This is a genomic window from Acinetobacter sp. SFD (genome assembly GCF_001647575.1).
In the GTDB taxonomy this organism is placed as follows: Bacteria; Pseudomonadota; Gammaproteobacteria; order Pseudomonadales; family Moraxellaceae; genus Acinetobacter; species Acinetobacter pecorum.
In genome coordinates, this window is record NZ_LSZJ01000001.1 from 334,098 (window position 1) to 346,921 (window position 12,824).

10 protein-coding genes are annotated in these 12,824 nt (G+C 44.4%); 6 read left to right on the plus strand and 4 right to left on the minus strand.

Going from position 1 to position 12,824, the window contains the following annotated elements; all coding sequences use genetic code 11:
- Window positions 1-166: 166 nt before the first annotated feature.
- Window positions 167-1,969, plus strand: coding sequence for an acyl-CoA dehydrogenase C-terminal domain-containing protein (locus tag AY605_RS01670; protein WP_064094741.1), 1,803 nt, complete (start codon window positions 167-169; stop codon window positions 1,967-1,969).
- A gap of 168 nt (window positions 1,970-2,137) precedes the next feature.
- Window positions 2,138-3,919: an acyl-CoA dehydrogenase C-terminal domain-containing protein gene (locus tag AY605_RS01675; protein ID WP_064094742.1), complete on the plus strand. Its 1,782-nt coding sequence runs from the start codon at window positions 2,138-2,140 to the stop codon at window positions 3,917-3,919.
- A 59-nt stretch (window positions 3,920-3,978) separates the two neighbouring features.
- Here AY605_RS01675 and AY605_RS01680 read toward each other — a convergent pair whose 3' ends face one another.
- Window positions 3,979-4,185, minus strand: a complete 207-nt coding sequence (locus AY605_RS01680) for a hypothetical protein (protein ID WP_064094743.1) — start codon at window positions 4,183-4,185, stop codon at window positions 3,979-3,981.
- A 174-nt stretch (window positions 4,186-4,359) separates the two neighbouring features.
- Here AY605_RS01680 and AY605_RS01685 point away from each other — a divergent pair, with 174 nt between their 5' ends.
- Window positions 4,360-4,857 (plus strand): phosphate-starvation-inducible protein PsiE, encoded by a 498-nt coding sequence (locus AY605_RS01685; RefSeq protein WP_064094744.1) that lies wholly within the window; start codon window positions 4,360-4,362, stop codon window positions 4,855-4,857.
- A 184-nt stretch (window positions 4,858-5,041) separates the two neighbouring features.
- On the opposite strand, the gene AY605_RS01690 is transcribed toward AY605_RS01685, so the two are convergent.
- Window positions 5,042-5,494 (minus strand): RcnB family protein, encoded by a 453-nt coding sequence (locus tag AY605_RS01690; protein WP_064094745.1) that lies wholly within the window; start codon window positions 5,492-5,494, stop codon window positions 5,042-5,044.
- Between the two features lie 179 nt (window positions 5,495-5,673).
- Between AY605_RS01690 and AY605_RS01695 the strand changes: the two genes are divergently transcribed.
- Entirely contained in the window at window positions 5,674-6,132 is a 459-nt protein-coding gene (locus AY605_RS01695; protein ID WP_064094746.1) for a hypothetical protein, read from the plus strand.
- Window positions 6,133-6,216: 84 nt separating this feature from the next.
- Here the strand turns inward: AY605_RS01695 and AY605_RS01700 are convergent, their stop codons facing one another.
- Complete coding sequence (locus AY605_RS01700; protein ID WP_064094747.1) at window positions 6,217-7,680, minus strand: phospholipase D family protein; 1,464 nt, start codon at window positions 7,678-7,680, stop codon at window positions 6,217-6,219.
- Between the two features lie 105 nt (window positions 7,681-7,785).
- Window positions 7,786-9,924 carry a zinc piracy TonB-dependent receptor ZnuD gene (gene znuD, locus AY605_RS01705; protein WP_064094748.1) on the minus strand — a complete coding sequence of 713 codons (2,139 nt, stop codon included), beginning with the start codon at window positions 9,922-9,924 and terminating at the stop codon, window positions 7,786-7,788.
- Between the two features lie 141 nt (window positions 9,925-10,065).
- On the opposite strand from znuD, the gene AY605_RS01710 reads away from it, so the two are divergent.
- Both AY605_RS01710 and aspS read left to right on the plus strand, forming a co-directional pair.
- The gene (locus AY605_RS01710; RefSeq protein ID WP_064094749.1) at window positions 10,066-10,830 is read left to right on the plus strand and encodes a DUF4184 family protein; all 765 of its coding nucleotides are present in this window, start codon (window positions 10,066-10,068) and stop codon (window positions 10,828-10,830) included.
- A 162-nt stretch (window positions 10,831-10,992) separates the two neighbouring features.
- Window positions 10,993-12,777, plus strand: a complete 1,785-nt coding sequence (aspS, locus tag AY605_RS01715) for an aspartate--tRNA ligase (RefSeq protein WP_064094750.1) — start codon at window positions 10,993-10,995, stop codon at window positions 12,775-12,777.
- Window positions 12,778-12,824 lie beyond the last annotated feature (47 nt).

Below are 12,824 nucleotides of genomic sequence, written 5' to 3' on the forward strand. Positions count from 1 at the left end.
TTCAGATTAATCTTTGACTTTACAGTCACCAACAAATCACCTCAAAAAGCTTGTACCGCAAGGGAAGTTGTTGCACGATTAGACTATTCCAAACCATGTCAGTGACGACAGGTTTTAGTTCATCTAAGATTATAACGCTGGTTCAACCAGTATTGAGGAACCCGATATGCCACAATACAAAGCGCCTTTACGTGATATGCAATTCGTTTTGCATGAGTTATTAAATGCTGAACAACACTATGCAAATCTCCCTGCATTCCAAGAAAACGTAAGCCGTGAGCTGGTGGATCAGTACTTAGAAGCTGCAGCAGACTTCTGTGAAAATGAATTATCTCCTATTAACCAGACCGGTGACCGTGAAGGCTGTACCTGGAATGATGGCGTTGTCACCACTCCAACTGGTTTTAAAGAAGCATACCAAAAATATATCGAGCTGGGCTTCCCTTCTCTTTCTGCTGAAGAGCAATATGGCGGCCAAGGTCTTCCTAACTCTTTAGGCATCACAATTTCTGAAATGGTCGGTACTGCGAACTGGGCATGGGGTATGTACCCGGGTCTGTCTCACGGTGCAGTTCGTACTTTAGAACACCACGGTTCTCAAGAACAAAAAGATACCTATCTGCCTAAACTGGTTTCAGGCGAGTGGACGGGTACGATGTGTCTGACCGAATCTCACGCAGGTTCTGACTTAGGTATTATCCGTACCAAAGCCGAGCCACAAGCTGACGGCAGCTATGCAATCTCTGGCGAGAAAATCTTTATCTCTGCTGGTGAACATGACATGGCAGAGAACATCATCCACATTGTACTGGCTCGCCTTCCTGGCGCACCGAAAGGTACCAAAGGTATTTCTCTGTTCATCGTACCAAAATTCAACCTGAATGCTGACGGTTCAATCGCTGACCGCAATGGCGTACGTTGTGGTTCGATCGAACACAAAATGGGTATCCATGGTAACGCAACGTGTGTGATCAACTTTGATAACGCAAAAGGTTACCTGATTGGGCCTGAAAACCGTGGTCTAAACTGCATGTTCACGTTCATGAACACAGCACGTATCGGTACAGCAGTTCAAGGTCTTGCAGCATCTGAAGGTTCATTCCAAGGCGCACTTGCATATGCAAAAGACCGCCTGGCGATGCGTTCTTTAAGTGGTCCTAAAGCACCTGAAAAAGACGCAGATCCAATCATTGTGCATCCTGCGGTACGTAATATGCTGTTGACGCAAAAAGCATATGCAGAAGGTGGTCGTGCCCTGGTTTACCTGTTAGCACAATACGCTGACGTGGTTGAACATGCATCGGAAGAAGCAGACCGTAAATTTGCAGACAACATCTTGTCACTGCTCACACCTATCGCAAAAGCGTTCCTGACTGAAACCGGTTCTGAAGCTGCGAAACACGGTGTACAGGTATTCGGTGGTCATGGCTTTATTTCTGAGCACGGTATGGAGCAAATTGTACGTGATACACGTATTGCTTGCCTGTACGAAGGTACGACTGAAATCCAGGCACTGGACTTGTTAGGCCGTAAAGTTCTGGGTACTCAAGGTGCAATGTTGAAAGACTTCACCAAGATCATCCATAAATTTGCTGAAGCAAACAAAGACAATGCTGCAATGCAAGAGTTTGTTGAACCGCTTGCGGCATTGAACAAGGAATGGGGCGACCTGACCATGCAGATTGGTATGCGTGCGATGCAAAACCCTGAAGAAGTGGGTGCAGCTGCGGTTGACTACCTGTACTTCTCTGGTTATGTAACCCTTGCATACCTATGGGCACGCATGGCACTGGTTGCTCAGGAAACACTTGCTGCTGGTACAACTGAAGCAGACTTCTACAATGCCAAGTTGACTACTGCACGTTTCTACTTCAAGAAAATCCTGCCACGTGTTCGTGCACACGTTGACGTAATTGCAACAGGTGTAGAGCCGTTAATGACTTTAGATGCTGAACACTTCGCATTCTAAGTTAGTGCAGTTTTAAATGCATAATAAGAAAAAGGACGGTCATCATCAGGCAGTCCTTTTTCTTTATAAAGCGTTACAGAATTAACCTTTAGTCGTCTAACATTCAGATTTTTAATGCTTTAGACTGAGTCAAACAACCCAATCAAACAATAAAACAGGTGACACACTATGCCAATTTATAACGCGCCACTTGCTGACATGAAATTCATTCTGAACGATGTTTTCAATGCAGAACAGTTCTGGCAAGCCAATGAAAACCTTGCCCACTTGGATACTGCTACAGCAGAAGCTATTCTTGAAGAAATGGCGAAGTTTGCACAAAATGTCACGCTTCCTCTGAACCGTACAGGTGATGAAGAAGGTGCAAAATATGAAAATGGCAATGTCACCACACCTGCTGGTTTTAAAGAAGCATTCAAACAATATGCTGAGGGCGGCTGGATCGGGCTGGGTGCCGATGCAGAATGGGGCGGCCAGGAAATGCCGAAAATGTTGACAGTACTTTCTGATGAAATGCTGTTTGCCACCAATCCATCTTTCATGCTCTACCCGCTTCTTTCAGTGGGTGCGGGTATGGCTTTAAACAGCTATGGTTCTCAAGCGCAAAAAGAAACCTATCTGCCTAAAATTTACTCTGGCGAATGGTCAGGTACCATGTGCCTAACTGAACCGCATGCAGGTACCGATCTTGGTATTATCAAGACCAAAGCTGAACGTAATGATGATGGTACTTATAGCATTACTGGTACCAAGATTTTCATTACTGGCGGTGACCATGACCTTGCTGAAAACATCATTCATTTAGTTCTTGCAAAAACGCCTGATGCGCCTGCCGGTTCTCGTGGTATTTCCCTGTTCATCGTACCAAAATTCCTGGTGAATGAAGATGGTTCACTGGGTGAACGCAATCCGGTTGGCCCTGGTTCGATTGAACACAAAATGGGGATCAAGGCATCTGCAACGTGTGTAATGAACTTCGACGGTGCGAAAGGTTACCTGGTTGGTAAAGAAAATGAAGGGCTAGCGGCAATGTTCGTGATGATGAACTATGAACGCCTGTCAATGGGTATCCAGGGCTTGGGCGCTTCTGAGTTTGCTTATCAAAATGCTGCGCAATATGCCACAGACCGTTTACAGGGTCGTAGTGCGGCTGGCGTTCAGTCGCCAAACAAACCTGCAGACAGTATTCTGGTACATGGTGATGTACGCCGTATGCTGCTGAATGCACGTGCCAACAATGAAGCTTCGCGCGCATTCGCGGTATATGTAGGTCAACAGCTGGATATCACCAAGTTCTCGACCGATCCGGAAGCTGTGAAAAAGGCCAATGACCGTGTTGCGCTATTAACACCAATCGCAAAAGCGTATCTGACCGATACTGCATTCCAGGCGACACTGGATGCACAAATGGTCTTCGGCGGCCATGGCTATATCCGTGAATGGGGCGTGGAGCAATGCATCCGTGACCTGCGTATTTCCCAGATCTATGAAGGCACCAACGGCGTACAGTCACAAGACTTGATCGGTCGTAAAACCATTAAATGCGACGGTGAATATATCTCTGAATATATCTCTGAAATCCGTGACTTTGCCAACAGCCTGGATGCAGACCTGAACTTCATTAAAGATGCCACTCTGGATGCAGCCACTGAAGTTGAATCAGTGACTCAGTACATTCTGGAAGCAGCAAAAGAAAGTCATGACTTTCCAAACTCGGCTGCGGTTGACTATCTGCATGCAGTAGGTCTATTGAGCTTCTCTTACATGTTTGCACGCATTGCCAATGCAGCAAAAGATAAAGAGGGTGAGTTCTATAAAAATAAACTCGCTTTGGCATGCTACTTTGTGCAACGTATCCTGCCTGAACTGGCAGTACGTATTACTAAAATAAAATCAGGTGCTGACGTCATCATGAACTTCTCTGAAGATTATTTTACCACTCAAGCTTAAACTGAAAAAACCGCAATAAAAAACGCCTGCTGCTGCAGGCGTTTTTTTAGACTTCAAAATTAAACTTTTTGGATCAGTAGTGTATCTGGTTGATTATTCGTTTTCGGGTTTAAATGTTTATTTACAATTTTGATATTCCCCTCTGACTCCAATGATTCACAAAGTTCCACCACCTTTTGCATATCTTCAGCCTTAATGCCTACGCCGAGGATTAATTTTTTTCCGGCTTCTAATTGGCTAATTTTTGTTTGAATTTTATCTAACACTTTTTTCTCCTATTTATTCAATGTACCACTCATACAATATAGCAATTTAGTCTAAAAAAAGCGCAAAAGTTCAAATAATTTAATCTTTATTTTTCATTCAATCATTCTGTGCATGATCTTTGCACGTTATTCTGTAACTATCGTTTATATCACATGGAAAATCAGGAGGATAATATGTCCATTTCTCGTTCGAAAATTGAAAAATTTGAAGCCCTCCTCGACCGTTTTGGTAATCTTGCTGTAGAAAGCTTCCATTATATTGCCCTGTTTATTATTGGCTGTATGGTGATCTGGTCTGCGGGCCATACCGTCATCGATATTCTGACTGTCAAACAGTTCGCCACCATTGATGATATTCTTCTACTGTTTATTTATCTGGAACTTGGCGCCATGGTCGGCATCTATTTTAAGACCAACCATATGCCAGTACGCTTCCTGATTTATATTGCCATTACCGCGCTGACCCGTTTGCTGATTGCAGATATTCAACATACCCATAAGGCCAGCATGGATCTGGTCATTATTACCGGTTCAATCCTGATTCTGGCTTTTGCAATCTTGGTGGTGCGTTATGCTTCATGGACCTATCCATCGGTGATGCGTGACAAACATAGTGAAAAGCCCCTACCGCCCGGCAAAACGCCACGTCCAGAAGATGATGAACTGGCATAGTCTTTTAAGCCCTCTTTTTTTTTACACTTCAGCTTAAAGCAATACTTAAGCCGCGTTCAGGGTTTAGGACTATTTATCTCAAGCAACCTCTCCCTAGCCCTCTCCTGACAGGAGAGGAAACTATTTTGGTCTTTCTGGTTATTTACGCTTATAACTGAATTATCCGTTCAGAATTTAAAACAGTTCAACGATTCGACATCAGCACATAACGTCCATTTTCATAGATCCAGTAGCTTCCCCACGGAGGTGCAGGTAAACCCAGGCGCTGCCAGTCACTGATCATGGTATATCTGGAACTTTCAATTCGAGCCACGTTCGGATCACCATTGACCCAGCTATAACTGTTCGAATTTTGGTAAATGGTGGTCGGTGCCTGATACTGAATATTGAGGCCGCTTTGACTCTGCACCGGTGGATGGCCGCCATGTGCAGGTCGTTGCGGATAATACGGTCTTGGTGGCACCGGACGTTGCGGATGATGCTGCCGTGGTGGATCATAAGCTGGTGGTGCACTACGATAATTCGGTACAGAACGGTCTACACCACTGTAGCCCACCCAGGCATTTCCAGCCATGCTCTGTGCAGAAGCTCCCAATAGCAATGTAGCGAATATTGCACCCGATAATACTATTTTCATTTGAGCTTCCTCTAAATATCCTGATTATATTTTAAACAAAATAAATGCAGGAAATATGAATAAGCTTGTAGGACCTGCAATTTTTTGTAATGCGCTTGCATGTTTTCATTCTGGCAGGCACATCGGCAGGCGGCTGCTTTATGCTAAAATTGATTTTTTAATGTTTCGAGTTGAATACCGTGGCTGATTTAAATTTCGATCGTTTATATGAATATTTTTCTAAAGTGCCGAGTGTTCAGAAAGAGCGAATTGATAGCTATGGCTCAGATGGCAAACAGGCATGGTGGTTTAAATTTCAGATTAATGTAGATCATCCGCTGGCGTGGCAAACTGTGCAAGAGCTGGGACATGTCCTGAATTATATTTCTAAAAATGAACGTCTTCCGACTCAGTTTCTTCCCGTATCACCTCCACCGTACATGAATGGTGTTGCCAAAGATTTCCTGTCCTGGGTGATCCAGTGTAATCATGCAGATTTCCCGCCAGACGTGGTCTGTGACTGGCTAGAAGCGCGTCTACCCAATCCGGTCGATGATGAAACCCAATGGAAAATTAAAACTGATATTTCTGAACTGGATCAATTAACGGATAAAGAGCTGGATCAGCTGGTTCCGCCAAATCCAGAATCAAAAAGCTGATCATAAAATATCTCCCTAAGTCCCTCTTTTTCAAAGAGGGACTTTCCTCCCATTTTTTAAAGAGAGGTCAGGAGGAATTTAAAATCAAAACGTCGACCAGCCACTCCATTCCATAAAGCGATACAGCCAGTATTTCCATCGTGAATCATCCTGATAGGCAGCATAATCAAGACTTGCTTTTTGGCCATTCTGGTTCGACCAAGAACTATTAAAATAACGCTGGGCATCGACGAACACACTCGCCTGTGATGACCCAACTACACGCAAATCAGTTTCCAGATTATAGTTTTTCAGGTTACGGGCCGTGAAATTGGCTGAACCTAAAATCATTTCAGCTTGCTGGGTATTACGCTTGATGATCATCTTGCTATGACATTGCTCCCCTTGGGTATTACACCAACGTACCGGAATGCCAGCTTGATGCAGTTCCCAAGCCACCTGCCGGTTTGGAATCCCGTTCTTTTCACGGCCAAAAGCATCTTTATTGGGATCGAGCAAAACCCGAACCTTGACACCACGATCATGAGCCGCGATCAGGCTTTTAATAATTTTGCGTTCAGACAGATAAAACATCGCCAGATCAATCTGTTCATTGGCTTTTGCCGTCTGGATCAGGTTCAGAATCGCGTCATAAATGGCTTTTTCTGTCAGCACCTGCACCTGTGGCTGGGTATTCTCTGCCTGAAAATCCCCCGCAACGATCGCTGGCATATTGGCATGTGACATCATGCCTACAGACTGTTCCGTTTTCAGAATGTCTACGGCTGTAGTCCCCCAGACTAACAAGCCAATATTGGAATGCCGTGAACTGCCATCATGCGGGTTCATGGAGGTGACTAGAGCTTTCCAGCCCTGATCGGTATCCACCACTAAAGTTTTACGATGATTGGCTTTAAAGTTAAATAAATCAAAATAACTGCGCAGGGTAATTTTTTCTGGTCCAAATGGATTTGGTAACCAGCCTTTTTCCGGGTTATTGCCAATGCCTTGGCAACATAAATACCAGAAGCCTGACCAGCCCGGATTGGAAGCTCGTAAAGGAAGAAGATTGGTTTCAATGACATCGATGCCGTGCTGGCGCAACTCCCGATACTGTTCGGACTTGACCCCGCCATAGACCGAATTGATCGGATCAGTAATAAACTTGATTTCCACCTCGGGCTGTACCAGACGTTTACTGACCAGAGCATCCGTCAGCTGTTGACTCAATGCCTGATGCTCCTGTTTCGAGGTTCCGGTTTGCTGATTAAACAAAAACATATCCAGCACAATCAGTGATTTGGCCTCTTCAATCATTTTCAGCATTTCATTGAAAATGCGATGATCCAGATGCTGTTTTCCTTCTGCATCCAGATAGGTCTGATCGGCCAGAAACTTGACTTCGGCATGACGCAGCTTGCCCGTGTAATTCAAGCCTTCCGGTAAAGGCTTATAAGTATGATAAATGGCAGATGCCAGATAACTGACCGCCAGCAGACTGATGGCTAAGGCCACATAACGGCGAGTCGACCAGTTCAGTTTATTGTGAATTCGTTGAAAGATACGCATAAGAAAAAACCTAACCCAATATGTTCAGGCTAGGTTTTATCTGATGATTTTTCAAGTAGATTTCAGTGATCTCTATTTGATTTGACCTGTTAGTTTATGAATGTATTAGAAATCATACTGCAGGCCAACGGTAAAGTTGCGACCCACCTGAGGAATATTGGACAGGAATGAAGTATGTGAATACACCTGATCATCAAGCAGATTGTTGGCTTTGAAATAAACCCGGTAAGCATTTTTATCTGCAATGCTATTGGCATAACTTAAGCCAACATTCACCATATTGTAGCCCTGGGTTTCATTTTCATAACTGGCAATCTTGTCCTGATTAAAGACATGATAATATTCAGCCAGACCTGACCAGCCATCGGCAAAGTCTGCTTCGACTTTGGTTCCTAAGCGGCCCGCGGGTACACGTGGTGCATTTTCACCTTCAATCTTGCCACGCACATAGTCACCAAAAACACTGACTTTATACATGTCATTGATCTGGTAACCTGCCTGTGCCTCAGTCCCATAGAATCTGGCTTTGTCTTGGGTATACTGCACACCGCGTAAATTACCTTTCTGCGCTATTGTTTCGCCATAAATATAATCATCGAACCAGTTGTGATACACATGCACATGGTAATCCAGTTGATCACCTTCATAATGCAGACCCAATTCAAGATTATTTGAAGTTTCTTTATCGAGGTCAGGGTTACCGAGTTCATACGTATTGGTGGCAAAATGCAGGCCATCCGCGTACAGCTCTTGCGCCAAAGGCAAACGCTGCTGATGTGATCCCACCATAGAAAGCTTGTAGTTCGGTGCAAATTCCCAGTTGGCCGCAGCAGATGCAGATACGCCAGTACCTGAATAATCTTTCTGCTCCGAATCCACTTTCACTTTTTGATGTTCAACGCGTGCGCCCAACTCGACATGCACATCGCCAAACTGTTTATGTTCCAAAGCAAATAAGCTGTATTTCTGGGTTTTGGTGTCTGGCATGAACACATCATGATTATGACCAGCATGTTCACTATGATCATGCTCATGTCCTTCATCATCATGCTCGTCATGGCCATGGGATTCTGGAGCGGATAAATTAATTTTCTGCTGTGAAAGCTGGGTTCCAATCACCCCTTCCCAGCCTGCAATTGGCACGTGCACCAGTTCTAAACGACCATCATAGCCCTTACTTTTAAAATTACTGATCACTTCGCTTTCTTCAAGCTCATCATGTTCATAGTCAGTAAAGCTGGCATGCGCACGCAGTTTTTCAACACCGGCAAATGGTTGTTCCAGTTCGGTACGCACCTCATAACGCTCGGATTTTAAATCCACCCAAGGTCCAGCTGTTTCTTCATGATCGTGCGCATCCTCATCTGGTTTTGGGCAGTGAAAATGATCTCCATGAATTTCACAACCGTGATATTCATGACTATGACCAGGCAAGCCATACTGATCCTGACGGTTGCTATAGGACAGACCGACAAAACCTCGGTCATGAATCCATGAACCGCCAATATTCACCGTTTGCCCTTCGGCAAAGGTATTGCCTACACGGCGTTCTTTATGAAAATGGGAGTGATCTCCATGCGGCTCTTCGACCACATAATCCGGGGCAATATAATCATTAGCTTTACGTTTTGAACCTTCTACACGCAAAGCAAAGTTTTCACCAATACCTGCTGTCACACCAGCACTCGCCAGTTTCTCGTCACTGCCTGAGTTATAACGTAGACCGACTGTACCTTCCAAACCATCTTCAGGCATTTGGGTCGGAATTTTCTGATCGGTGACATTTACCAGACCACCGACTGTACCGGCACCATAAAGTAGCGTAGATGGACCACGAATCACTTCAACCTGTTTGGCAAGAATCGGATCAACGGTGACAGCATGGTCAGGAGACAAAGTGGACACATCCGCTGTTTCAGACGCATGCTGCAATACTTTTACGCGTGGGCCTTCCTGACCACGAATAACGGGACGGCTGGCACCGCTGCCAAACTGATTGGAATAAACCCCCAGCTCATCTGCCAAGGCATCACCAATGGTCGTCGCCCGTTCAGACAGCGCTTTCTGGTCTACAACATGATCTGCAACCGCAAAATCTGCCGCTGTTTGCACCAATGGATGAGCTTGCACCTGAATGGTATCCAAAGTCTGTACAGGTATTGAAGATAAAGTTTGTTCTGCAAATACCGTGGGCGCAGTGATAGCAAAAATTGACAGTGTTATTAGATTCTTAGGAAAGGACATGACCGAAGCTCAAATTCAGTATTTTGGATGAATGTTATAATATAACATTTCATTATTTTTGCAATCCTTTACGATAATGAGCTGAATATTTTATTAGAATGTCTTTTGAATATTTTTTATTACATTAAAAACACTATTTTTATGCCCTTTACCTTGTCGCATGCTGTGCTTGCTCCACCCATTTCACGTTTAAGCGGAAACCGGCTTCCGATTGCTGCACTGGCGATTGGCTGTATGGTGCCCGATTTATATCGTCTCTTTACTTCGAGCAATTCAAATATCACGCATTTATGGTCTTCGCTGATTCATCCTGACCTGTGGATTGGACTTATTTTCTGCATGATCTGGTATGGTCTATATCGCCCAGCCATTTACCGTTTCATCGGTATTCAGCATGAGTTAAAGATTTGCAGCATCCTTTCTGCATTAAAGTTTTTCTTGGCAGTTTGTCTGGCACTGATTGTTGGCATAGCAAGCCATTTAATCTGGGATGGACTAACGCATGTCGACTTTCGTACTTTTGCCTTTCATGATTTTTTAGCCCAACAGTTTCAGCTATTTGGCAACAGTTATCCCTTGCATCGGATTTTACAGATCGGCACGTCCGTGATTGTTTTGCCGTTTATGCTGTGGATGAGTGTGCACTACTATAAAAAGCATCAGCAATATCTGGCAGTCAGCCGAAAAATCAAAGTGTTTGCGTGGAGCTCAGTCCTGTTTTCTGTATTGACCGGCCTGTTTTCTGTTTGGGATTATGCACGCTATATTCCTACAGATGTCTGGCGATCGGATCTGTACTATTTTACTGGCCGCTCGATCAATGAATTTAGTCAGGGCTTTCTGATCACCTTCAGTCTGGGTTGTTTATTGTTTTTATTTTTGGACAGAGATCGCCGGATGGGTTAAATAAAGCACTGGCTCCAGGTTCTTTCACCGTAAAATAATATTGTTTTTGACTCAAGTTCTTGTGACAACATGCCCAAAGAGGCATAATCTTAACTTTACTCAAAGCGGTACGCTGTTTACGTATTCGCTGACCTTAAACCATATAGTTGGATTTCTAACGCTATGATGCGAACTCATTACTGCGGTTCTTTAACCGAAGCTCAAATTGACCAGACCGTAACATTATGCGGTTGGGTGCACCGTCGCCGTGACCACGGTGGTGTCATCTTCCTTGACATGCGTGACCGTGATGGTCTTGTTCAAGTGGTCATTGACCCGGATACTCCTGAAGCATTCGCAACTGCTGATAAAGTACGTTCAGAATTTGTCTTAAAAATTACAGGCCGTGTACGTCGCCGTTATGCAGGCACAGAAAATGCCAATATGGTGAGTGGTCAAATCGAAGTTCTGGGTAAAGAAATTGAAGTTCTTGCTGCGTCTGAAACTCCGCCATTCCCGTTGAATGACGAAAACACTAATATTTCTGAAGAAATTCGTTTGAAATACCGTTTCCTGGACATTCGTCGTCCAGAAATGCTAGATCGCCTACGTTTCCGTTCTAAATTGACTAACCTGATTCGTAACTACTTCGAGGACAATGGTTTCCTGGACGTTGAAACTCCGATCTTAACTCGTGCGACTCCTGAAGGTGCACGTGACTACTTAGTGCCTAGCCGTGTATCGAACGGTAGCTTCTATGCACTACCACAGTCTCCGCAGCTGTTTAAACAGTTGTTGATGGTCGGTGGTATTGATCGTTACTACCAAATTGCTAAATGTTTCCGTGATGAAGACTTACGTGCTGACCGTCAGCCTGAATTCACACAAATCGACGTTGAAACATCGTTCATGAGTGACGATGACATCATGGATTTAATGGAAACTTTAACGATCAAGATGTTCAAAGAACTTCTAAACGTTGAGTTTGATAAATTCCCACGTATGACATACAACGATGCAATGCGTGACTATGCATCTGACAAACCAGATATGCGTATTCCTTTGAAATTGGTTGACGTTGCAGACTTGATGCAAGACGTTGAGTTCAAAGTATTCGCAGGTCCTGCGAAAGATCCTAAAGGCCGTATCGTTGCGCTTCGCGTACCGGGTGCTGGCTCACTTCCACGTAGCGCGATTGATGAATACACCAAATTTGTAGGCATCTACGGTGCGCGTGGTTTGGCTTATATCAAAGTCAACGAACTTGAAAAAGGTATCGAGGGTCTTCAATCTCCAATCGTGAAATTCATCGAGCCAATCGTGCTGGATCTGTTGAAACGTGTGGGCGCTGAAAATGGCGATATCGTGTTCTTTGGTGCGGACAAAGCCAAAGTTGTAAATGATGCAATGGGCGCGCTTCGTGTGAAGATCGGTCATGACATGAATCTTGCGACTTGCGAGTGGGCTCCGCTTTGGGTAGTTGATTTCCCAATGTTCGAAGAAACAGATGACGGCAAATGGACCTCTGTTCACCACCCGTTCACGCTGCCTAAATCAAGCGTTGAAGAAGTGAAGAACAACCCAGGTGCTGCACTTTCAGTTGCGTACGATATGGTATTGAATGGTACTGAAATCGGTGGTGGTTCACTGCGTATCTATAACCTTGAAATGCAAAAAGCCATCTTTGAAGCATTAGGTATTTCTGAAGAAGAAGCAGAAGAGAAATTCAGCTTCTTGCTAAATGCCTTACGTTATGGCGCGCCTCCACATGGTGGTCTGGCCTTCGGTCTTGATCGTCTGGTGATGTTGATGACAGGTGCATCTTCAATTCGTGACGTGATTGCATTCCCGAAAACCAAAACTGCTGAATGTCCATTGACTCAAGCACCAGCACCAGTTGAATCAAACCAGCTGCGTGACCTTGGTATTCGCTTGCGTGAAAAACCAAAAGCTGAATCTCAAGAATAATTCTTGATGTTTTAAGTGAAAAAGCCCTGCCTTGAGCGGGGCTTTTT